The 21,460-nt window shown below is 60.1% G+C and carries 20 protein-coding genes; 2 read left to right on the forward strand and 18 right to left on the reverse strand.

The features are described 5' to 3' along the window. Positions 1-12: 12 nt before the first annotated feature. From sucA to sdhC, 5 genes are all read right to left on the reverse strand, one after another. Positions 13-2,820 carry a 2-oxoglutarate dehydrogenase E1 component gene (gene sucA, locus JS46_RS12705; RefSeq protein WP_033751706.1) on the reverse strand — a complete coding sequence of 936 codons (2,808 nt, stop codon included), beginning with the start codon at positions 2,818-2,820 and terminating at the stop codon, positions 13-15. A gap of 203 nt (positions 2,821-3,023) precedes the next feature. Beyond that, positions 3,024-3,740 (reverse strand): succinate dehydrogenase iron-sulfur subunit, encoded by a 717-nt coding sequence (locus JS46_RS12710; protein WP_033751709.1) that lies wholly within the window; start codon positions 3,738-3,740, stop codon positions 3,024-3,026. Positions 3,741-3,754: 14 nt separating this feature from the next. Then, positions 3,755-5,521: a succinate dehydrogenase flavoprotein subunit gene (gene sdhA, locus JS46_RS12715; RefSeq protein ID WP_033751712.1), complete on the reverse strand. Its 1,767-nt coding sequence runs from the start codon at positions 5,519-5,521 to the stop codon at positions 3,755-3,757. Next, positions 5,522-5,869 carry a succinate dehydrogenase membrane anchor subunit gene (sdhD, locus tag JS46_RS12720; RefSeq protein ID WP_033751715.1) on the reverse strand — a complete coding sequence of 116 codons (348 nt, stop codon included), beginning with the start codon at positions 5,867-5,869 and terminating at the stop codon, positions 5,522-5,524. Next, positions 5,863-6,252, reverse strand: a complete 390-nt coding sequence (sdhC, locus tag JS46_RS12725; RefSeq protein ID WP_033751718.1) for a succinate dehydrogenase cytochrome b556 subunit — start codon at positions 6,250-6,252, stop codon at positions 5,863-5,865. The genes sdhD and sdhC overlap by 7 nt, the downstream gene beginning before the upstream one ends. A gap of 633 nt (positions 6,253-6,885) precedes the next feature. Here sdhC and JS46_RS12730 point away from each other — a divergent pair. Continuing rightward, complete coding sequence (locus JS46_RS12730) at positions 6,886-8,169, forward strand: citrate synthase (RefSeq protein ID WP_033751723.1); 1,284 nt, start codon at positions 6,886-6,888, stop codon at positions 8,167-8,169. Between the two features lie 466 nt (positions 8,170-8,635). Here JS46_RS12730 and nei read toward each other — a convergent pair whose 3' ends face one another. From nei to JS46_RS12785, 11 genes are all read right to left on the reverse strand, one after another. Further along, entirely contained in the window at positions 8,636-9,424 is a 789-nt protein-coding gene (nei, locus tag JS46_RS12735) for an endonuclease VIII (protein ID WP_033751725.1), read from the reverse strand. Positions 9,425-9,434: 10 nt separating this feature from the next. Further along, positions 9,435-10,082 carry a pyroglutamyl-peptidase I gene (gene pcp / locus JS46_RS12740; RefSeq protein ID WP_033751727.1) on the reverse strand — a complete coding sequence of 216 codons (648 nt, stop codon included), beginning with the start codon at positions 10,080-10,082 and terminating at the stop codon, positions 9,435-9,437. A 7-nt stretch (positions 10,083-10,089) separates the two neighbouring features. After that, on the reverse strand, positions 10,090-11,106 hold the full coding sequence (locus JS46_RS12745) for a DUF979 domain-containing protein (protein ID WP_033751729.1): 1,017 nt from the start codon (positions 11,104-11,106) through the stop codon (positions 10,090-10,092). Further along, complete coding sequence (locus JS46_RS12750; RefSeq protein ID WP_033751732.1) at positions 11,106-11,834, reverse strand: DUF969 domain-containing protein; 729 nt, start codon at positions 11,832-11,834, stop codon at positions 11,106-11,108. The genes JS46_RS12745 and JS46_RS12750 overlap by 1 nt, the downstream gene beginning before the upstream one ends. A 54-nt stretch (positions 11,835-11,888) precedes the next feature. Beyond that, on the reverse strand, positions 11,889-12,626 hold the full coding sequence (gene pxpA / locus JS46_RS12755) for a 5-oxoprolinase subunit PxpA (protein ID WP_033751734.1): 738 nt from the start codon (positions 12,624-12,626) through the stop codon (positions 11,889-11,891). Beyond that, positions 12,616-13,548 (reverse strand): 5-oxoprolinase subunit PxpC, encoded by a 933-nt coding sequence (pxpC, locus tag JS46_RS12760; RefSeq protein WP_033751736.1) that lies wholly within the window; start codon positions 13,546-13,548, stop codon positions 12,616-12,618. The genes pxpA and pxpC overlap by 11 nt, the downstream gene beginning before the upstream one ends. After that, positions 13,542-14,198: a 5-oxoprolinase subunit PxpB gene (gene pxpB / locus JS46_RS12765; RefSeq protein ID WP_033751738.1), complete on the reverse strand. Its 657-nt coding sequence runs from the start codon at positions 14,196-14,198 to the stop codon at positions 13,542-13,544. The genes pxpC and pxpB overlap by 7 nt, the downstream gene beginning before the upstream one ends. A 136-nt stretch (positions 14,199-14,334) precedes the next feature. Beyond that, entirely contained in the window at positions 14,335-15,078 is a 744-nt protein-coding gene (locus tag JS46_RS12770; RefSeq protein ID WP_033751740.1) for a type 2 GTP cyclohydrolase I, read from the reverse strand. Positions 15,079-15,095: 17 nt separating this feature from the next. Beyond that, positions 15,096-16,523 carry a deoxyribodipyrimidine photo-lyase gene (phrB, locus tag JS46_RS12775; RefSeq protein ID WP_033751743.1) on the reverse strand — a complete coding sequence of 476 codons (1,428 nt, stop codon included), beginning with the start codon at positions 16,521-16,523 and terminating at the stop codon, positions 15,096-15,098. Between the two features lies 1 nt (position 16,524). Next, the gene (locus tag JS46_RS12780; protein ID WP_033751746.1) at positions 16,525-17,481 is read right to left on the reverse strand and encodes a 2-thiouracil desulfurase family protein; all 957 of its coding nucleotides are present in this window, start codon (positions 17,479-17,481) and stop codon (positions 16,525-16,527) included. Positions 17,482-17,642: 161 nt separating this feature from the next. Next, positions 17,643-17,843, reverse strand: a complete 201-nt coding sequence (locus JS46_RS12785; RefSeq protein ID WP_033751749.1) for a DUF2517 family protein — start codon at positions 17,841-17,843, stop codon at positions 17,643-17,645. A 233-nt stretch (positions 17,844-18,076) separates the two neighbouring features. Here JS46_RS12785 and kdpE point away from each other — a divergent pair, with 233 nt between their 5' ends. Next, on the forward strand, positions 18,077-18,751 hold the full coding sequence (gene kdpE, locus JS46_RS12790) for a two-component system response regulator KdpE (RefSeq protein ID WP_033751947.1): 675 nt from the start codon (positions 18,077-18,079) through the stop codon (positions 18,749-18,751). A 281-nt stretch (positions 18,752-19,032) separates the two neighbouring features. Here the strand turns inward: kdpE and pgm are convergent, their stop codons facing one another. Together pgm and seqA are read right to left on the reverse strand one after the other, a co-directional pair. Continuing rightward, positions 19,033-20,673 (reverse strand): phosphoglucomutase (alpha-D-glucose-1,6-bisphosphate-dependent), encoded by a 1,641-nt coding sequence (gene pgm / locus JS46_RS12795; RefSeq protein ID WP_033751752.1) that lies wholly within the window; start codon positions 20,671-20,673, stop codon positions 19,033-19,035. A 25-nt stretch (positions 20,674-20,698) separates the two neighbouring features. Next, the gene (seqA, locus tag JS46_RS12800; protein ID WP_033751754.1) at positions 20,699-21,250 is read right to left on the reverse strand and encodes a replication initiation negative regulator SeqA; all 552 of its coding nucleotides are present in this window, start codon (positions 21,248-21,250) and stop codon (positions 20,699-20,701) included. Positions 21,251-21,460 lie beyond the last annotated feature (210 nt).

Below are 21,460 nucleotides of genomic sequence, written 5' to 3' on the forward strand. Positions count from 1 at the left end.
TTTCCTTTTAAATTAACCAAGGTTCAGCGCGTCATTAACCAGGTCTTGCTGCTGTTGTTGATGTACGGACATATAGCCCACGGCCGGCGAAGCGGAGGCCGGACGGCCCGCATAGCGCAGCGACGCGCCAAACGGAACCACTTCGCGGAAGTGATGCTGGCTACAATACCATGCGCCCTGATTCAGCGGCTCTTCCTGACACCAGACGAAATCCTGCACATGGGCATAATCTTTTAACGCTTCCTGCACCGCTTTATGCGGGAACGGATAGAGCTGCTCGATGCGCACGATGGCGACATCGGTCTGCTCGTTTTTGCGACGCTGCTCCAGCAGATCGTAGTAGACCTTGCCGGAGCAGAGCACTACGCGTTTTACCTGCTGCGGATCGAGCGCGTCGATTTCGCCGATAGCGGGCTGGAAGCTGCCGTTGGCCAGCTCGTCCAGCGACGAGATCGCCAGCGGATGACGCAGCAGCGATTTCGGCGACATGACGATCAGCGGACGGCGCATACCGCGCAGCGCCTGACGACGCAGCATGTGGTAAACCTGCGCCGGCGTGGAGGGCACGCACACCTGCATGTTCTGCTCGGCGCAGAGTTGCAGATAGCGCTCCAGACGCGCGGAGGAGTGTTCCGGGCCCTGGCCTTCGTAGCCGTGCGGCAGCAGCATCACCAGGCCGCACATACGCCCCCACTTCTGCTCGCCGGAGCTGATGAACTGGTCGATCACCACCTGCGCGCCGTTGGCGAAGTCGCCGAACTGCGCTTCCCAGATGGTCAGGGTGCGCGGCTCTGCGGTGGCGTAGCCATATTCGAACGCCAGCACCGCCTCTTCCGACAGCACGGAGTCCCAAACCTTGAACTGACCCTGTCCATTATGGATATGGTGCAGCGGCGTGTAGGTTGAGCCGTTAGCCTGGTTGTGGATCACCGCATGACGGTGGAAGAAGGTGCCGCGACCGGAGTCTTCGCCGGAGAGACGCACCGGAATGCCCTCATCCACCAGCGTGGCGTAGGCCAGATTCTCGGCGCCGCCCCAGTCGAAGGGCTTGTTGCCTTCGGCCATCTCTTTACGGTCGTTGTAGATTTTCGCCACGCGCGCCTGTACTTCGACCGCGTCCGGGATTTGGCTGATGCGGCGCGCCAGCTCCTGCAGACGTTTTGGCTCGACGGTGGCCGGGTAGCTCTCGTCCCACTCATGGTTGAGGTAAGGCGACCAGGTAAAGGAGTGCAGGCTCATCGGGCGCCATTCGGCTACCACGCATTCGCCCGCGTCCAGCGCATCGCGATAGAGATTGACCATTTCGGTCGCATCTTCCGCGCTGGCAGAGCCTTCCGCCGCCAGACGATCGGCATAGAGCTTACGCGGCGTCGGATGCTTTTTGATCTTCTGATACATCAGCGGCTGGGTCGCGCTCGGCTCGTCGGCTTCGTTATGGCCGTGACGACGGTAGCAAACCAGATCGATAAAGACGTCGCGCTTGAAGGTGTTGCGATAATCGAGCGCCAGACGCGTGACAAACGCCACCGCTTCCGGGTCGTCCGCGTTGACGTGGAAGATCGGCGCCAGCACCATTTTACCGATATCGGTACAGTACGGCGTCGAACGGGCGTCGCGCGGGTTGGAGGTGGTAAAGCCCACCTGGTTGTTGATCACGATACGGACGGTGCCGCCGACTTCATAGCCGCGCGCCTGAGACATGTTCAGAGTTTCCTGCACCACGCCCTGACCGATAACCGCGGCGTCGCCGTGGATAGTGATCGGCAGTACCTGGTTGCTGCCCGGCGAATCGAGACGATCGAGACGCGCGCGCACCGAGCCCATGACGACCGGACTGACGATTTCCAGATGCGACGGGTTGAACGCCAGCGCCAGATGCACCAGACCGCCTTCGGTCTCTACATCAGACGAGAAGCCCATATGGTATTTCACGTCGCCGGTGCCGAGGTGATCTTTATGCTTGCCGGAGAACTCGTCGAAGAGATCCTGCGGCTTTTTGCCCAGCACGTTGATCAGCACGTTAAGGCGACCGCGGTGCGCCATACCCAGCACCACTTCGCGCGTGCCGCTCTTGCCCGCGTGGCGGATCATTTCGCGCAGCATCGGGATCAGCGCGTCGCCGCCCTCCAGCGAGAAGCGTTTCGCGCCCGGGAATTTCGCGCCCAGGTATTTTTCCAGCCCTTCCGCTGCGGTCAGCTCTTTCAGGAAACCTTTTTTCTCTTCGCTGCTGAAAGCTGCACGGCCCGCCGCCGATTCAAGACGCTGCTGGATCCAGCGCTTCTCTTCGGTGTTGTTGATGTGCATGTACTCTGCGCCGATAGAGCCGCAATAGGTCTGCTGCAGCGCATCGAAGAGGTCGGCCAGCTTCATGGTCTCTTTGCCGATGGCGAAAGAGCCTACGTTAAAGCTTTCCTGAAAATCGGCGTCGGTCAGATCGTGAAAAGCGGGATCGAGGTCAGCGACGCGATCCTGCTTCCACAGGCCAAGCGGGTCGAGATTCGCATGCTGATGGCCGCGAAAACGGAAGGCGTTAATCAGCTGCAGGACTTTAACCTGCTTTGAATTGGCGGCCGGATCGGAGACGGTGGAGGTGTAACGAGATGCATCTTTCGCCAGGCGACGAAAGTATTCGCGCGTGGTGGAGTGAAACTGTTCAGGTTTCACGCCGGTGCCCGGCAGCTGTTGGAACATCGTGCGCCACACTGCATCGACAGAGTCCGGATCGGTCAGGAAATCCTCATAGAGTTGCTCTATGTAAGACTGGTTCGCGCCGGCCAGCCAGGAGGAGTCCAGCCAGGGCTTCATCGCGCTGTTCTGCATTGTGATCCCTTAAGCATTACTATGCTTTTTTGAGGTTTCATTTGTTGCCGCTTTCGCGGTTTGCCGTAGTGAGTTCAGCGATACGAGCCTGTGCGCTCACACGCGCCCTGCCCGTAAGGGAACCTTGCTAAGCGTGGCGTCGCCGCGCTTAGCAAGGCTTCCGTAAAACGCCGGGAACCTGAGGTTCCCGGACGGATACTGTTTTACGCCCCCCGCTGCAGCAGCATCGACTTGATATGGCCGATGGCGCGCGTCGGGTTCAGCCCTTTCGGACACACGCTCACACAGTTCATAATGCTGTGACAGCGGAAAACGCTGAAAGCGTCACTCAGATTGTCCAGACGCGCTTCACTTTCGGTGTCGCGGCTGTCGATGATGAAGCGATACGCGGCCAGCAGACCCGCAGGACCGACGAACTTGTCCGGATTCCACCAGAACGACGGACAGGAAGTCGAGCAGCAGGCGCAGAGAATACACTCGTACAAACCATCCAGATGCTCGCGCTCGCCAGGCGACTGCAGATGTTCGCGCGCTGGCGGTTTCTCTCCGTTATTCAACAGGTAAGGCTTAATCTTCTCATACTGCGCGTAGAATTGCCCCATATCCACGACCAGGTCGCGAACCACCGGCAGGCCCGGCAGCGGACGAATGACGATCTTCTTCGTGCCGTTGCCCAGCGCCGACACCGGCGTGATGCACGCCAGGCCGTTTTTGCCGTTCATATTGAGGCCGTCGGAGCCGCACACGCCTTCACGGCACGAGCGACGAAACGCCAGCGTCGGATCTTTCTCTTTCAGCCGGATAAGCGCGTCCAGCAGCATCATGTCGCGGCCGTCTTCCGATTCCAGCGTGTAATCCTGCATGCGCGGCGCGGCGTCGACTTCAGGATTGTAGCGATAAATTGAAAACTCGAGTTTCATGATCGTCTCCGCTATTAGTAGGTACGCACTTTCGGCGGGAAAGCCGCGCGCAGTTTCGGCTGCATGTTCACCTCGCGGCGCGTCATGCTCTCGGTTTCGGGGACGTAGAGACTGTGGCACAACCAGTTTTCATCATCGCGATCCGGGAAGTCGAATCGACTGTGCGCGCCGCGGCTTTCGGTGCGGAAGTTCGCCGCAACCGCCGTGGCGTAAGCCGTTTCCATCAGGTTATCCAGCTCCAGGCACTCAATACGCTGGGTATTGAAGTCCGGTGAACGGTCATCCAGACGGGCTGATTTCAGACGCTCGCGAATCTGTTTCAGCTCTTCCAGACCCTGCTTCATCGCATCGCCTTCGCGGAATACTGAGAAGTTGTTCTGCATGCAGCGCTGCAGCGCTTTACGGATTTCTACCGGATCTTCGCCGGTGGTGTTGCTTTCCCAGCGGTTGAAGCGCGCCATGGCGGCGTCGATTTCATCCAGCGTGGCGTCGCGCAGCGGACCCTGCTGTTCGATGCACTCCATCAGATGCACGCCGGCCGCGCGGCCGAATACCACCAGGTCCAGCAGCGAGTTGCCGCCGAGACGGTTGGCGCCGTGCACCGAGACGCAGGCGATTTCACCGACGGCGAACAGGCCGGGAATCACTTCATCTTCGCCCTGCGCGTTGACGCGCAGCGCCTGGCCGGTCACTTTGGTCGGAATGCCGCCCATCATATAGTGGCAGGTCGGGATCACCGGAATCGGCTCTTTGATCGGATCGGCGTGCGCAAAGGTGCGCGACAGCTCGAGGATGCCCGGCAGACGCGACTCCAGCACTTCGGCGCCCAGGTGATCGAGCTTCAGTTTGATGTGCGGGCCCCACGGGCCGTCGCAGCCGCGGCCTTCGCGGATTTCGATCATCATTGAGCGCGCGACCACGTCACGGCCCGCCAGATCTTTGGCGTTCGGCGCGTAACGCTCCATAAAGCGCTCGCCATGTTTGTTCAGCAGGTAGCCGCCTTCGCCACGGCAGCCTTCGGTTACCAGCACGCCCGCGCCGGCGATGCCGGTCGGGTGGAACTGCCACATCTCCATATCCTGCACCGGCACGCCTGCGCGCAGCGCCATACCGACGCCGTCGCCGGTATTGATGTGGGCGTTGGTGGTGGACTGATAGATACGGCCGGCACCGCCGGTGGCCAGAATGGTCGCTTTGGCTTTGAAGTAGACGGTTTCGCCGGTTTCAATGCAGATCGCCGTACAGCCGACGATGGCGCCGTCCTGATTTTTCACCAGGTCGAGCGCATACCATTCGGAGAAGATGGTGGTTTTGTTCTTCAGGTTCTGCTGATAGAGCGTATGCAGCAGCGCGTGGCCGGTACGGTCAGCCGCCGCCGCGGTGCGTGCCGCCTGCTCGCCGCCGAAATTTTTCGACTGGCCGCCGAACGGGCGCTGATAAACGCGGCCATCCTCCAGACGGGAGAACGGCAGACCCATATGTTCCAACTCCAGAATCGCTTCCGGGCCGGTTTTACACATATATTCGATCGCGTCCTGGTCGCCGATATAGTCGGAACCTTTGACGGTGTCGTACATATGCCATTCCCAGTTATCTTCATGGGTGTTGCCGAGCGCGACGGTAATGCCGCCCTGCGCAGACACGGTGTGGGAACGGGTCGGGAAGACTTTCGACAGCAGGGCGCAGGTCTGGCCCGACTGGGAGATTTGCAGTGCGGCGCGCATTCCCGCGCCGCCTGCGCCGATCACCACGGCATCAAATTCTCTGACTGGCAAATTCATTTACACACCCCACACCACAACAGTTCCATAAATTGCATACGACAACAGCGCGATCACAATCGCAAACTGCAGAATCAGACGCACGGCCAGACCTTTTACGTAGTCGGTCAGCACTTGCCACATTCCAATCCAGCCGTGGATCAGAATCGAGAACAGCGTCAGCAGAGTGAACACTTTGGTGAAAGACGAGGCGAAGAAGCCGCGCCAGACATCATAGGTCAGCGTGTCGGTCAGGGCGATAAAGCCCACGATGTAGAGGATGTAGAGCGTAATGAGGATTGCCGAAGCGCGCAGCAGCAGCCAGTCCTGAATGCCGTTGCGGCCCAACGAGGATGCATTGCTTACCATACGAGAACTCCTGCCAGGATTGAAAGCACGACAGTAATGCCGAAGGTGACCCAGGCGGATTGGCGGCCGATAGCCAGCGTCTCAGCAAGGTAACCAAAGTCCATCAACATATGACGAATCCCGCCCACCGTGTGGAATGCCAGCGCGGTAAGGATGCCCCAGAGAATAAACTTCACGAAGAAGCTATCCATAATGGCGGCAGCGTGCTGGAAACCTTCCGGGGAAGAGAGAGAAGTGCCCAGCAACCAGAGCAGGATACCGAGAGCCACAAAGGTTATGACGCCGGAAACGCGGTGGAGAATGGACGATATTGCAGTAACGGGAAACCGGATCGTCGAGAGATCCAAGTTGACAGGTCTTTGTTTTTTCACGGTTTTGCCCACACAGCTCTTTTTTATTTTGCTTCCTCCGGTCCCTGAGGCGGAGTCGAATCACAGGTGTGTTCAGACTTTAACCGTCACCAAATCAGCAACATCCAGTGTTAATTGACGCGGTAGAAACGCTGGGTGGCTCCTGGTGTCAGGGGGTTTCCGGAGACCTGGCGGCAGTATAGGACGATCACATTCTTATTACAATTACCCTACAATCTCTTTGGGTACATTTGCGTGAAACAGTGATCCGACTCACGAATTTCACATTTAATACAAATTTAATTATCTGATTTGACAAAAGTTCAACAATTCAGTTACAAACTAGGGCATCAAACCCCAGTGATGCACAAAAGTTATGGGGATACACTTTCCCCTAAGCACAAGTTATGTAACATTCTGATTATGAGCACCCTAAAACAACAGGTTGTTGATTACCAGAAAGTTATGTCCAGACCGGATCTTTAACAACCGCGATATGCAGAATTTCATGACTGCCACGTTCCCTGCCGGGAAACGCCTCTCACTCTGTACCCTGCACCCGCGTTGTTACCGCAGAGTGTTATTGTGAAGTTAATGGCGACCGCAACATGACCGCTTTTCAGGTGTCTAAGATCCATACTTACATAAGGCGCTATGGAGACGAAAATGACAGATAAAAAAGTGACGCTAACCCTACAAGATGACACGGCTCTTGAGCTGGACGTGCTGCAAGGCACACTTGGGCAGGATGTGGTTGATGTCCGCGCCCTGGGCTCCAGCGGCCTTTTCACCTTTGACCCGGGTTTCACCTCTACAGCGTCCTGCGAATCCAAAATCACCTTTATCGACGGCGATGAAGGCATTCTGCTGCATCGCGGCTTCCCTATCGATCAGTTGGCGACCCACTCTAACTATCTGGAAGTGTGCTATATCCTGCTGAACGGCGAAGCGCCGACGCAGAAGCAGTTTGAAGAGTTCCGCGAGACCGTGACCCGTCATACCATGATCCATGAGCAGATTACCCGTCTGTTCCACGGCTTCCGTCGCGACTCCCACCCAATGGCGGTGATGTGCGGCGTGACCGGCGCGCTGGCTGCCTTCTATCACGATTCGCTGGATGTGAATAACGAGCGTCACCGTGAAATCGCCGCGTTCCGTCTGCTGTCGAAGATGCCGACCATGGCGGCGATGTGTTACAAATATTCTATCGGTCAGCCTTTCGTTTATCCGCGCAACGATCTCTCCTACGCCGGCAATTTCCTGCATATGATGTTCGCCACCCCTTGCGAAGAGTACAAGGTGAACCCGGTGCTGGAACGCGCGATGGACCGTATTCTGATCCTGCACGCCGACCATGAGCAGAACGCCTCGACTTCTACCGTGCGCACCGCAGGCTCGTCCGGCGCCAACCCGTTCGCCTGTATCGCCGCGGGCATCGCCTCGCTGTGGGGACCGGCGCACGGCGGCGCAAACGAAGCGACCCTGCGTATGCTGGAAGAGATCAGCACCGTTGAGCATATTCCGGAGTTTGTGCGTCGCGCGAAAGATAAAAACGACTCTTTCCGCCTGATGGGCTTTGGTCACCGCGTTTACAAAAACTACGACCCGCGCGCCACCGTGATGCGCGAGACCTGTCACGAAGTGCTGAACGAACTGGGCATGAAGGATGACCTGCTGGAAGTGGCGATGGAGCTGGAACATATCGCGCTGAACGACCCCTACTTTATCGAGCGTAAACTCTATCCGAACGTCGATTTCTACTCCGGCATTATTCTGAAAGCGATGGGTATACCGTCTTCGATGTTTACCGTGATTTTCGCCATGGCGCGTACCGTCGGCTGGATCGCCCACTGGAAAGAGATGCATGACGAAGGCATGAAAATTGCGCGTCCGCGTCAGCTCTATACCGGCTATACCGAGCGTGAGTTTACGTCTGCGCTGAAGAAATAACCGCAGCGGACTCTGCTTCAGGCCGCACAGAAGCCTGAAGAGCGGGTAACATGGCCCGAAGAGCAAAGCGTCCCACGCCAGGGATGGCGTGGGCCGAGCGAGCAGGAATGCGTAAAGCGACTTTGCGATCGGGCTATGTTACCCGCGTCGGCTCGATATATCAGACTATGAGCGGAGAGAAATCTCCGCTTTTTTTATGGTGGTGAGATTCCATTGTCTGGAGGAAAGGTGCCGGTCGCGGGTAACCGGACCCGATCGCAAAGACGCAAAAAACGGCATCCTTGCCAGCTCGGCGCGCACGATAACGCACCTCATCCCTGAGGTGCGCCCGTAAACGGGCCAACGCGTTGCGTTGTTCAAAAACGCTCCCGGCGTTTTTGTCCCTGGTGCGCGACGCTTTGCTCCTCGGGTCCGGCTACCCGCTCCTCAAGCTTTTAAGTCGTCTGTAGCAATAGGCCGTGCCCTTTTAGTGCTGGCAGCCCGGACACCAGTAAAACGGCCGCGACGACAGCGTCCCCTTCTGAATAATCTCGCCGCAGCGGCGGCACTTCTTGCCCTGCCGATGAAACACCTCAAAGCGAAACGCCGCGCCGTGATGGTACTTCTTCATCGTGCCGCGCATCCGGTAGGAGTGACGCGGTATCGCCAGCAGCGCCTCGCTGAGCACGTCAAGCTGCTCATCCGTTAAATCCTGCGCGCGATGCTGCGCCAGCAGGCCCGCCTGCCAGAGGATCTCCACGCGCAGATAGTTGCCCAGCCCCGCCAGAAACGCCTGATCGAGCAGCAGCCCGCTGAACTGACGACGGCGAAAGCGCGGCGACAGTAGCCGCTCGCGCACCGTCGCCACGTCAAGCTGCGCATCGAGCACGTCGGGGCCAACGCGATTTAAAAACGGATGCGCCGCCAGCGACTCGGCGTTCAGCAGTTCGATATCGGAGGCGCTGTAGAGCAGAATGGCGCGATCGGCGACCGCCAGCCGCACGCGCAACTGACGTTTGGTTTCCGGCACCGTGCCGCTCTCCACCACGCGCCAGACGCCGTACAGCTGGTTATGGCTGTAGAGCGTCAGGCCGTTGGAAAAGTGCGTCAGCAGCGCTTTGCCGCGCGTCTCGATGGCGTTGACCTGCTCGCCCAGCAGCGCGGGTTCGTAGGTCTTGAGTTCAGGAAAGGCAAACCAGACATCCGTCAACGGTTTGCCGACAATGGCTTCCTCAAGCTGATCCGCCGCGCGGCGGATCTCCGGTCCTTCAGGCATAGTCGTCCTCTTAGTGCGTGGCGCCGCCGCCGACTTTCAGGTCCGTTTCCGTCTCCAGCGAGACGCGGATCGCGATCTCCAGCGCCTGCATCACGTGATCGCGCGCCATACTCGGCGCGCCGGGATGCTGCGCCGCCTGCTCCGGCAGATAGGGAATATGCACGAAGCCGCCACGCACGCGGTTGCCCTGAGAATGCAGCCGGTGCAGCAGACCGTACATCACGCGATTGCAGGTAAAGGTGCCGGCGGTTTGCGACACCGACGCGGGGATCCCGGCCGCACGCACCGCGGCGACAATCGCCTTAATCGGCAGCGTGGAAAAATAGCCCGCCGGGCCGTCCGCCACGATCGGCTCGTCCACCGGCTGCTGTCCTGCGTTATCGGCGATACGCGCGTCGTCAACGTTAATGCCGATGCGCTCGACGGTGATATCGCTGCGCCCGCCCGCCTGGCCGACCGAGAGAATCAAATCGGGCTCGACTTCATCCATGGCGGCATAGAGCACGCCGAGCACGTCGCTAAAGACCACCGGCAGCTGACGCGCCACGATGCGCGCGCCGCCGATCGCTTTGCCTTCGAGCGCACGCACCGCTTCCCACGAGGGATTGATCGTTTCGCCGCCGAAGGGTTCGAACGCCGTCACTAATACCGTCTTCATACTGACCTCACCGGAACATCAGGAAATAGAGCAGAAATACGTTAACGATTAACAGTAGCACACCGGTCGGCACCTGAGCCTTGATCACCGCGTTGCGATCCGGCAGCTCCAGCAGCGCGGCAGGCACGATATTGAAGTTGGCCGCCATCGGCGTCATCAGCGTGCCGCAGTAGCCCGAGAACATGCCAATCGCCGCCATCACGGCGGGATCGCCATGATGCTGCAGCACCAGAATAGGAATGCCGACGCCGGCGGTAATAATCGGGAACGCGGCGAAGGCGTTGCCCATCACCATGGTCAGCAGCGCCATGCCGACGGCATAGACCGTGACGGCGACAAAGCGGTTATCGACCGCCAGATAGTTCTCCGTGAGATGGGAAATGGCGCTGCCGACGCCGGCGCTGGTGAACAGCAGGCCAAGGGTGGCGAGAATTTGCGGCAGGATAAAGGCCCAGCCGATGGCATCCAGCAGGCGTCGCGTCTCCTGCATCGACTGCACCGGCTTCTCGTGCGTCATCTTCAGCGCAATCAGCCAGCCAAGCAGACAGCCGATCATCATGGAGAAGAGCGTCACCAGCGTTGAATGGTTGCCTGCGCCGAATACCGCTTCCTGCAGGCCGGGAATATGGTTAAAGGCGAGCACGCCGATGACCGTCACCACCGGAATCGCCAGCGCGGGCAGGAAAAGCCGGTTGCCGAGGCGGCGGGCGCTGAGCTGCTTCTCCTCGTCGCTGCGCTGATGGTAGCGTCCGAGGCGCACGCCGCCGCAGCCGGCGATCAGCGCCATCGCCACCACCAGCACGCCGACGCCGATGTGCAGATAGCGCGTGCCCAGCTCTGTGGTGCCGAATAGCGTGCTCATCAGCTGCGTGGTCCACTCGCCGACCAGAAAAATCAGGCCGTACAGCGCCCAGAACAGGCCGGTGGTGAAGCGGCGCGGATTATGCGCATCGCGCCAGGAGAGAACGGCGACCACCAGCAGAATCAGGCCAGCCAGCCACATCAGATACTGTTGTTGAAACATTAGCGACCTCCTTTCGCTTTCAGCGCGTCGTTGTTCAGCGCCTGCAGCTCGCGCGCCAGCCGACGATCGAGACGCACCAGGCGCGTCGAATGGATAAGAAAGGCCGCCACGGCAGTAGGAATGCCCCAGACGGCGATATGCAGCGGCTCGGTCTGAATATTGGCCGACTCCAGCATAAAATTGTGCATAAAGATAATCGCGCCGAAGGCGACGAAAATATCTTCGCCGAAAAAGAGCCCGACGTTATCCGTCGCCGCCGACATGGCGCGCAGACGATGCCGCACCTCCGGCGATACCTCGCCATAGCGATTTTCGGTCGCGCCTTCCGCCATCGGGGCCAGCAGCGGACGCACCATCTGCGGATGACCGCCGAGGCTGGTCAGGCCGAGCGCCGCCGTCACCTCGCGCACGAAGAGATAGACGATCAGCAGGCGTCCGGCGGTGGCGGTTTTGATCTGCGCGATCCAGGCCTGCGCGCGCTCTTTCAGGCCGTGCCGCTCCAGCAGGCCGATGACTGCCAGCGGCAGCAGCAGGATCAGCGGCAGATTGCGCGTATTGAGAAAGCCCGCGCCCAGTTTTTCCAGAATATCGCCCAGCGGCATCAGCGCGGCAAAGCCGGTGACGAAGCCGGCGACAATCACCACCAGCACCGGATTGAAGCGCAGCAAAAAGCCGACGACGATTGCCGCAATGCCCAGAAGCGGCCAGAGGTTTATCACGTTATCCATGTTTACCCTTATGTTGAAAAAGCCCGGCTGCGAGGCCGGGCAAAAAATGAAAATTCAGGCGCTGGTGACGGCGATCTGCTCGGCGGCGAAGAGGTCGCGCAGGCGCTCTGCAAACAGCAGCGCGTGCGCGCCGTCACCGTGCAGACAAACGGTCTGCGCGTTAACCGCGACCCACTCGCCGCTGACGCTCTCTACCCTTCCCTCTTTCACCATGGTCAGCGTCTGCTGGATAGCGCGCGCCTCTTCTTCAATCATCGCGCCCGGCTGACTGCGCGGCACCAGCGCGCCGCTGCTGAGGTAGCCGCGATCGGCGAAGACCTCTTCGCGCGTGCGCAGCCCATGGCGCGCGGCGGCGCGGATCGATTCGCTGCCCGCCAGCCCGACCAGGATCAGATCCGCGTCGATCGCCTTGACCGCGCGCGCGATGGCATCCGCCAGCGTCGCGTCGACGGCGGCTTGGTTATAGAGCATGCCGTGTGGCTTAACGTGCGCCAGCCGCTCGCCTTCGCTTTCCGCCAGGCTTTTCAGCGCGCCGATCTGATAGATCATCTGCGCGTAGACCGTTTCCGGCGGCAGCTGCATGGCGGTGCGGCCGAAGTTCTCGCGATCCGGGAAGCTGGGATGCGCGCCGATGGCTACGCCGAATTCTTTCGCCCAGCGCACCGACTGCAGCATGGTCTGCGCGTCGCCAGCGTGAAAGCCGCAGGCGATATTGGCCGAGCTGACCAGCTGCAGCAGCGCGCGATCGCTGTCGCCGCCTTCGCCGAGATCGGCGTTCAAATCAATTTTCATTAGCAAGTCCCCATGCCATATGCTCCAGCGCGCGCCGCTGATGCATGCGAGCCTGCATCGCGACCGGCAGCGAACACTGGAGAAAGTGAATCGGCTCGCCCAGACGTATCTGCGCCAGCTGATAGAGATCGGCGTCGATCACGCAGGCGATTCGCGGATAGCCGCCGGTGGTCTGCGCATCGGCCATCAGCACGATCGGCTGACCGTTCGGCGGTACCTGCACCACGCCGGGCACCAGCCCGTGCGACAGCAGCTCGCGCGCGGTTTCGCGCTTTAGCTCCGGTCCCTGCAAACGGTAGCCCATGCGGTTGCTCTGCGGACTAAGCAGCCAGGGCGTGCGCCAGAAGGCCTGCTGCGCCTCGCGGCTGAACTCGTGATATTCCGGCCCCGGCAGCGCGCGGATGCGGTTGCCCCACAGCAGCTGGCGGACGCCCGCTTTGCGCGTAAAGGCCCGCGTCGGCTTGCCGAGCGGCAAGCGATCGCCATCTTCCAGCTTGCGTCCTTCCCAGCCGCCGAAGCCCGCTTTCAGATCGGTACTGAGAGAGCCGAGCATCGGCGCGACGTCGAAGCCGCCGTGGATCGCCAGATAGCTGCGCATGCCGTGCAGCGGCATGGAGAGCGTCAGCACCTGCCCTTTCTTCACCGGCAGCCGCCAGCCGGTCCAGACCGGTTTATCGTCCAGTTCGGCATTGCAGGCGGCGCCGGTCAGAGCGAACCAGCCGTCGCGCATAAACTCGGCCTTGAACTGGCCCAGTACGATTTCCAGCACCGCGCTGTCCGGCGCATTGCCGACCAGCAGGTTGGCGGTGCGCATCGCAGGCAGGTCGAGCACCCCGCCGACGCTGATGCCGGACTGCCGCCAGCCGGTGCGGCCGCTGTCCTGAAGCGTGGTCGCCAGTCCGGCGCGCAGGATCCTCAACATATGCCCTCCTTTTGCGGCACAAAGCGCACGCTGTCGCCGGGACGCAGCAGCGTCGGGGGCTGCTGCTGCGGATTAAACAGCGCGACGGGGGTTCTCCCCAGCAGCTGCCAGCCGCCCGGCGTGGCGAGCGGATAGATGCCGGTCTGGCTGCCGCCGATGCCCACCGAGCCGGCCGGCACGCTCAGGCGCGGTTCGGCGCGACGAGGCGTGTGGAGACGGTCGTCAAGGCCGCCCAGATAGGGGAATCCCGGCTGAAAGCCGATAAAATAGACCACGTAGTCAGTGCTGCTGTGCAGCTCCACCACCTGCTGCGGCGTCAGGCCGGCGTGGTCAGCCACCACCTGCAGATCCGGTCCGGCCTCGTTGCCGTAGATCACCGGGATCTCCACCAGCCGCGACGTCGCCTCCAGCGCCTCGCTCTCTTCCCACCAGCGCTGCAAATGTTCGATGGCGTCCAGCGCGTTCTGCTGCGGGTCGCGCAGCAGCAGCGTGATGTTGTTCATGCCTGGGATCACTTCCGCCACCTGCTCATGCTGCTGCAGATGCTGCGTTAATCCCCAAATGCGCTGCTGGCTTTGCAGCGATACCGGTGGTTCAAGCTCCAGCACCACCGCCTGTTCGCCAAGCAGATAACATCGTGCTCGTTGCAAATCCCACCTCCACTTTTCCGCTGCGCGACGCGCGCGGCGGCTGACGATTATCAGAAGAAAGCGAATAGTTATGCGAAAGTGTCAGAACGGTGTCAACAGATTTGCGCCCGAAAGCGGGCGCAGTGGAGGAGAAAAATCAGGCGGGATTGGGAATATCGATAAAAGTTACGTCCAGACCATGCTCGCTGGCCAGCCACTCACCCAGCGCTTTGATGCCGCCGCGTTCGGTAGCGTGATGGCCGGCGGCGAAGAAGTGAAGTCCCTGCTCGCGGGCGCTGTGAATCGTCTGCTCGGAGACTTCGCCGGTGATATAAGCATCGACGCCAAATGCGGCCGCGCTGTCGATAAACCCCTGGCCGCCGCCGCTGCACCAGGCGACGCGACGGATCTGCGCCGGGGCATTATCGCCGCAGTGCAGCGGCGTGCGACCCAGTTTTTCCTCGATACGCTGCGCCAGTGCCTCGCCGCTCAGCGGCGTAGCCAGTTCGCCCCAGAAGACCAGCGGCTGCACCTCGCCTTTCACCTCGATATCCAGCAGCTTCGCCAGCTGGGCGTTATTACCCAAGGTCGGATGGGCGTCGAGCGGCAGATGCCAGCCGTAAAGATTGATATCGTTCGCCAGCAGCGCGCGCAGGCGTTTGCGCTTCATGCCTGTGATGACCGCCGGCTCGCTTTTCCAGAAATAGCCGTGATGCACCAGAATCGCATCGGCGTTGCGCGCCACGGCTTCATCCACCAGCGCCTGGCACGCGGTCACGCCGGTGATCAGAGTTTTAACCTCGGTTCGTCCCTCAACCTGCAGACCGTTGGGCGCGTAGTCGCTGAAGGCGCCGCTGTTGAGCTGCTGGTTGACGATCTTTTCCAGTTCGTAATGATTCATAACGGCTCCATGCCGCCTCAGGCTGCGTTTTTCGCGCGCACAAAGGCGTCTAATGTCTTTTTACGGGCCTGCTTATGTTCCACGATTGGCGACGGATAATCGAGTCTCTTATGGTTTTTCTCTGCCCAGCGCTGCGGCTGATGGATATCGCTGTCCGGCACCTCTTTTAGCTCCGGCAGCCACTGGCGGATAAATTCGCCCTGACTGTCGAAGCGTTCGCCCTGCGTGGTTGGGTTAAAGATGCGGAAGTATGGCACCGGATCGGTTCCCGTCGACGCCGCCCACTGCCAGCCGCCGTTGTTGGCCGCCAGATCGCCGTCGATCAGGTTTTGCATGAAGTAACGCTCCCCTTCGCGCCAGTCGATCAGCAGATCCTTCACCAGAAAGCTGGCGGTGATCATGCGCAGCCGGTTATGCATCCAGCCCAGCGCTTTCATCTGCCGCATCGCCGCATCCACGATGGGAAAGCCGGTTTTGCCCGCCTGCCACGCGGCGAAGTGCGCGTCGTTGTGCTGCCAGTCAACGTGGCGCGTCCATTCGACAAAAGGCTGATGCCTGCAAAGCGCCGGAAACGCGACCATCAAATGACGATAAAACTCGCGCCAGATTAATTCGTTGAGCCAGGTGAAAAGGTTGCTCTCCTCCAGCGCGCGCGGATGCTCTTTCAGCACGCGATGCAGACACTGACGCGGCGACAGCACGCCGGTGGCGAGATAGACCGAGAGGCGGCTGGTGCCGTCTACCGCAGGCGTATCGCGCGCCGTACTGTAGTCGACGATCGGCTGGCGCGCGAAATGACGCAGCCGCTCCAGCGCCGCGCGTTCGCCCGGCGGGAAGCGTTCGCGGTCATACTCTTCGGTGGGATAGTCAAAACGCGCTGGCGCGGCGCCAACCTTAATAGCGCCGTCGCCGCGCGTTTTCGGCGCAGCGACGCACTCCGGCAGCGCCTGCTGCAGCCGCCGTACAAAGGCTTTGCTGAACGGGGTATAGACTTTGTACATCTTGCCGTCGCCGGTCTGTACGCTGCCCGGCGGCAGCAGCAGGCTGTCGTCGAAGCCCTGGCAGATCACACCCGCCTTATCGAGGCGCTTTTCCGCCTCGGCGTCGCGCCTGCGCTCGTTCAGCTCATACTGGTAGTTGTAAAACAGCGCATCGACGCGGTGCTTTTCGCAGAAAGCGCTCAGCAGATCGATCGACGCGGCGAAATCATCGCACGCCTGCGTAAACAGCGTAATGCCGCGATCGGCCAGCGCCTGCTGCAGCTCAAGCAGGCTGTCGTAGACAAAAGCCGCCTGTTTCGGCGCCATATCGTGCTGACGCCACTGCTGCGGCGTGGCGATAAACAGCGCGATCACCTTTGCGTCGGGATCGCGGCAGGCGGCGCTCAGCGCCAGATTATCGTTCACGCGTAAATCGTTACGCAGCCAGACTAAATGGGTGCGCATCTTACTGGCCGTAGCGCAGGCGCAGCGCCTCCGGGTAGGGATCGAAGTAGCGCTGCTGCGTCAGCCAGGGATGCGGATACTGCGACATGTAGTGCTTAAGCATGGTAATCGGCGCCAGCAGCGGCTGCACGCCGCAGCGGTAGCGATCGATTAGCTCTGCCAGCTCCTTACGCTGCGGCGAGCTAAGCTGACGGCGGAAATAGCCCTGCGCATGCATCAGCACGTTGGTGTGGTTGCGACGCGACGCGGGCTGCGACAGCAGTTCCATCATGCGATTACGGTATTCAAAGGCGAAGGCTTCCAGCGAATCCCACTGGCTCATCGAGGCGACGAACGGGCCAAGCTCGCGATATTTCTCCTGCGAATGCGCCAGCATCAGCAGCTTGTAGCGGCTGTGGAAGGCGATAAGCTGCGCGCGCGTAAGCCCGCGTCGCCACATCTGGTTAAATTCGTGCAGCGCGCAGATACGTCCAACGAAGTTTTCGCGCAGCGCCGGGTCGTGCAGCCGGCCATCCTCTTCGACCGGCAGCCAGGGCAGCTCCGCCTTAAGCTTCTCGGCGAACAGTCCCATTCCCGCTTTACGGTTATTGTTGGTGTCGGGTTCATAGACGCGCACGCGCTCCATACCGCAGCTGGGCGATTTGGCGCACAGAATATAGCCGCACAGGTGATGCAGCGATTTAACCCGTTCCGCAGACCAGTCGTTCATCTGCTGGGTCAGCTCTTCGCCGCCCTCTTTGCTGAAGCAGAGATGGATCTCTTCATCGCCCTGCTTTACCAGCCGCAGCGCCGGACGCGGCGTCGGCAGGCCTATCGCCATTTCGGGGCAGATCGGTTCAAAGCGTACAAAGGGCGCAAGCTCGTTGACGGCAAACGCCAGACGTTTATGACCGCCGTCGAAACGGACTTGCTCTCCCAGCAGGCAGGCACTGATACCCAGCGGAATTTTTACGCTCATACTTGTACAACCTCCGAAATCTTGTAGAGGTTTAAGTGTAGCTGAAAATTGAACGAATAACAGCCTCAAGTCAGGGCTGGAGAGGCTTTTCTCTGTGACGGGGCTTCAGAAACAACAAAGCCCGATGGGGGAATCGGGCTCTTTTTTGCGATGCAACGGGATTACCAGAAGACGCCGCCGGCGGCTTCACTCTGCGCCAGCCAGACCGGCTTAGCGCTGGTTTTGCACCACATGCGATGAAGATAGCTGTAGAAACGTGCCCGATCCTGGCGAAACAGCATAACCGGCAGCGCCGCGACGCCCAGCAGGACAACCAGCGCGCGCCGCAACAGGACTTTATACACAGGATACTTTTGATACATCGTTGGCCTCCTTGAGAGCTGTGACTGAAATGTGATTTTGCTCAGATATTACGCTTCCCTGTGTAATTTTACTACTCATCCGACCACTATTTTTCGCTTTTAAGACTCACCTTCAGATAATAGTGTAAGTAAGTTACAGAATGGTTAAAGGCTTGATCGCCTTATGATCAATTCGCAGCCGGATATTTTACTGCTACAGTAGCGCCAGGTTTTCAGGCATGGAGCACCGCTGCGTGGCCACCGTACTAATCGTTGAAGATGAAAAAGAGATCCGGCGCTTTGTGCGCCTTGCGCTGGAAGGCGAAGCGCTGAAGGTATTTGATGCCGACACGCTGCAGCGCGGGCTGATTGAGGCGGCGACGCGCAAGCCCGATCTGGTGATCCTCGATTTGGGCCTGCCGGACGGCGACGGACGCGACTTTATTCGCGAACTGCGCCAGTGGAGCGCCGTGCCGGTGATTGTGCTGTCGGCGCGCGTAGACGAGCAGGATAAGATCGACGCGCTCGACGTCGGCGCAGACGACTATCTGACCAAGCCTTTCGGTATTGGCGAGCTGCTGGCGCGCGTGCGCGTGGCGCTGCGTCGTCATCCCGGCCAGCAGCCGGAGCCGGTGATCCGTTTCGCCGACGTTAGCGTCGATCTCGCCGCGCGCCGCGTGGTGCGCGCCGATCGCGAGGTGCATCTGACGCCGATTGAGTTTCGTCTGCTGGGCGTGCTGCTGAGCAATATCGGGAAGGTGCTGACGCAGCGCCAGCTGTTGAGTCAGGTCTGGGGGCCGAATGCGGTGGAGCACAGCCACTATCTGCGCATCTATATGGCGCATCTGCGGCAGAAGCTGGAGGCGGATCCGGCGCAGCCGAAGCATCTGCTGACTGAAACCGGCATCGGCTACCGCTTTATGCCATAAAAAAAGCGCCCAGGGGGCGCTTGATGCTTGTGTCACTGTGCAGACGCGGATGGCATGGACCGATCGCAAAGTCCATGGCTCCATGCTCGCTCGGCCCGCGCGATTACGCATCTCATCCCTGATGTGCGCCCGTAAACGGGCTAACGCGCTGCGTTGTTCAAAAACGCTCCCGGCGTTTTTGTCCCTGTCGCGGGACGCTTTGCTCTTCGGTCCATACCATCCGCGTTTTGACTATTGAGCCGCCTGAAAAACCCTCTGGTTTACCAGCCAGCTCAATATTATCAGGCGTTTTTCAGCACTTCGCTGACGATCTCTACCGCTTCTTTCTCGATCTGCGCGCGATGCTCCGCGCCCAGGAAGCTTTCGCAGTAGATCTTATAGGCGTCTTCGGTGCCTGACGGACGCGCGGCGAACCAGCCGTTTTCCGTCATCACTTTCAGACCGCCGATAGAGGCGCCGTTGCCCGGCGCCGCCGTCAGGCGCGCGGTGATCGGATCGCCCGCCAGGGTGTCGGCGCTGACCATCTCCGGCGACAGCTTCGACAGCGCCGCTTTCTGCGCAGAGGTCGCAGGTGCCTGCAGACGGTTGTAGCTCGGCGCGCCGAAGCGTGCAGCCAGCTCGTCGTAGTGCTGCTGCGGGTTTTTGCCGGTAACCGCGGTGATTTCCGCCGCCAGCAGGCAGAGAATGATGCCGTCTTTATCGGTCGACCAGGCGGAGCCGTCGAAACGCAGGAAAGAGGCACCCGCGCTCTCTTCGCCGCCGAAGCCGAAGCTGCCGTCGAACAGACCGTCGACGAACCACTTAAAGCCCACCGGCACTTCCACCAGCTTACGGCCGATATCGTTAACTACGCGGTCGATCATCGCGCTGGAGACCAGCGTTTTACCGACGGCGACCTCTTTGCCCCACTGCGGACGATGCTGGAACAGATAGTTGATCGCCACGGCCAGATAGTGGTTCGGGTTCATCAGGCCCGCCGGCGTAACGATGCCGTGACGGTCATAGTCCGGGTCGTTGCCGAACGCCAGATCGAACTTGTCTTTATAGGCCAGCAGGCCCGCCATGGCGCATTCGGAAGAGCAGTCCATGCGCACCACGCCATCTTTATCCAGATGCATAAAGCGGAAGGTCTGGTCGATGGCGTCGTTCACGATGGTCAGATCGAGCTGATAGTGCTCGGCGATGCGCTTCCAGTACTCCATGCCGGAGCCGCCCAGCGGATCGACGCCCAGCTTCAGGCCCGCTTTCTGGATAGCGGCGAAGTCGATCACCTGTGCCAGCCCTTCTACGTAAGGCTGGATCAGATCTTTCTCGACGATGCGGCCGCTTGCCCATGCCTGATCCAGCGGCAGACGTTTGACCTCTTGCAGGCCCGCTTTAATCAGCTGGTTGGCGCGATCTTCCACCACTTTGGTCACGTTGGTGTCGGCCGGGCCGCCGTTCGGCGGGTTGTACTTGATGCCGCCATCTTCCGGCGGGTTGTGCGACGGCGTAATCACGATGCCGTCCGCCTGCGCGCCGCCCTGCTTGTTGTGCTCAAGAATAGCGTTGGAGATAGCCGGCGTCGGCGTGTAGCCGTTGTCCTGCTGCACGATGACGTCTACGCCGTTGGCGGCCAGCACTTCCAGCACCGACAGAATCGCCGGCTCAGAGAGCGCGTGCGTATCTTTACCGACATAGCAGGGTCCGGTAATGCCGTTTTTCTTGCGCTCTTCCGCGATGGCCTGCGCGATCGCCAGAATATGGTGCTCGTTAAAGCTCTGGCGTCCTGCGCTGCCGCGATGCCCGGAGGTGCCGAATTTCACCGCATGGTCCGGATTCGCCACGTCGGGCTGCAGGACATAATACTGTGATGTTAACTGTGCAACGTTAATCAAATCGCTCTGCTGGGCGGGTTGCCCGGCACGGGGGTGACTGGCCATTGGCGCTTCTCCCTGACGCTTCAGTTTAAATGGTGCCGCAAACTTTCTCTGCCAGCTCCTGCGGGAACTGCATTGAGACCATGATGTGTTCCACCATGCTGCATTTACGGCCGGTATTGGTATTGGTTATCACCCAGTACGGCGTGCCGGGGACATGCTTCGGCTTAGTATGGGTGCCATTTTGCAACAGCGTTTGCTCGTCGCCCGCAAAATAGACGCGAGTACGGCCCTGCAGCGACGCAGTGGCTTCAGCAAACGCCGAAGGATCAAGACGATAGAGCGTTGAAAGAACCATCATAAAGCGATTAACCGCTTTCTTCTGTTCGGCATATTCGTCGGAAAGCAGCAGCTCACGCACGGCGCGCACGCGATCCTGCGGGCGGTTTTCCGCGCGCACGGGCTGGATCGTTTTTTGCGCCGCGTCGCCAGCGGCTAACGGCGCCGCTGCCGCAGGCGCGCTTTGACCGGCATTAAATTTTAGCATCCGCCGTAAAATGTCAGAGGCGCTCTCGCCGATATGTTGCGTGTGGCTGGCGATATAGCGGTAGAGGTCTTCGTCAACTTCGATCGTTTTCATCTTTTTCCGTACGGTTTCGACTCGTGACAGAACCACGCCAGCCTGAAAAACGCCGTTGCAACGCTCGGTTGCTGGCGAGACAGGCGGGTTCTAACATAAGGATTATAAAGTTAAATCCAGGCGGGCTGATAGCCTTCGCACGCTCAGACGGCAAAAGTCGGAATATGCCCTAAAGCCTGCCGTGTCGTCGCGCCTGGAAAGGTGAAAGCA

Source organism: Pantoea sp. NGS-ED-1003 (genome assembly GCF_000738765.1).
Taxonomy (GTDB): domain Bacteria; phylum Pseudomonadota; class Gammaproteobacteria; order Enterobacterales; family Enterobacteriaceae; genus Pantoea; species Pantoea septica.

What these genes read in the sequence shown, in the direction of transcription:
- sucA (WP_033751706.1), bottom strand. Translation starts at nt 2,820, where the DNA reads ATGCAGAACAGCGCGATGAAGCCCTGGCTGGACTCCTCCTGGCTGGCC.
- JS46_RS12710 (WP_033751709.1), bottom strand. Translation starts at nt 3,740, where the DNA reads ATGAAACTCGAGTTTTCAATTTATCGCTACAATCCTGAAGTCGACGCC.
- sdhA (WP_033751712.1), bottom strand. Translation starts at nt 5,521, where the DNA reads ATGAATTTGCCAGTCAGAGAATTTGATGCCGTGGTGATCGGCGCAGGC.
- sdhD (WP_033751715.1), bottom strand. Translation starts at nt 5,869, where the DNA reads ATGGTAAGCAATGCATCCTCGTTGGGCCGCAACGGCATTCAGGACTGG.
- JS46_RS12730 (WP_033751723.1), top strand. Translation starts at nt 6,886, where the DNA reads ATGACAGATAAAAAAGTGACGCTAACCCTACAAGATGACACGGCTCTT.
- nei (WP_033751725.1), bottom strand. Translation starts at nt 9,424, where the DNA reads ATGCCTGAAGGACCGGAGATCCGCCGCGCGGCGGATCAGCTTGAGGAA.
- pcp (WP_033751727.1), bottom strand. Translation starts at nt 10,082, where the DNA reads ATGAAGACGGTATTAGTGACGGCGTTCGAACCCTTCGGCGGCGAAACG.
- JS46_RS12745 (WP_033751729.1), bottom strand. Translation starts at nt 11,106, where the DNA reads ATGTTTCAACAACAGTATCTGATGTGGCTGGCTGGCCTGATTCTGCTG.
- JS46_RS12750 (WP_033751732.1), bottom strand. Translation starts at nt 11,834, where the DNA reads ATGGATAACGTGATAAACCTCTGGCCGCTTCTGGGCATTGCGGCAATC.
- pxpA (WP_033751734.1), bottom strand. Translation starts at nt 12,626, where the DNA reads ATGAAAATTGATTTGAACGCCGATCTCGGCGAAGGCGGCGACAGCGAT.
- pxpC (WP_033751736.1), bottom strand. Translation starts at nt 13,548, where the DNA reads ATGTTGAGGATCCTGCGCGCCGGACTGGCGACCACGCTTCAGGACAGC.
- JS46_RS12770 (WP_033751740.1), bottom strand. Translation starts at nt 15,078, where the DNA reads ATGAATCATTACGAACTGGAAAAGATCGTCAACCAGCAGCTCAACAGC.
- phrB (WP_033751743.1), bottom strand. Translation starts at nt 16,523, where the DNA reads ATGCGCACCCATTTAGTCTGGCTGCGTAACGATTTACGCGTGAACGAT.
- JS46_RS12780 (WP_033751746.1), bottom strand. Translation starts at nt 17,481, where the DNA reads ATGAGCGTAAAAATTCCGCTGGGTATCAGTGCCTGCCTGCTGGGAGAG.
- JS46_RS12785 (WP_033751749.1), bottom strand. Translation starts at nt 17,843, where the DNA reads ATGTATCAAAAGTATCCTGTGTATAAAGTCCTGTTGCGGCGCGCGCTG.
- pgm (WP_033751752.1), bottom strand. Translation starts at nt 20,673, where the DNA reads ATGGCCAGTCACCCCCGTGCCGGGCAACCCGCCCAGCAGAGCGATTTG.
- seqA (WP_033751754.1), bottom strand. Translation starts at nt 21,250, where the DNA reads ATGAAAACGATCGAAGTTGACGAAGACCTCTACCGCTATATCGCCAGC.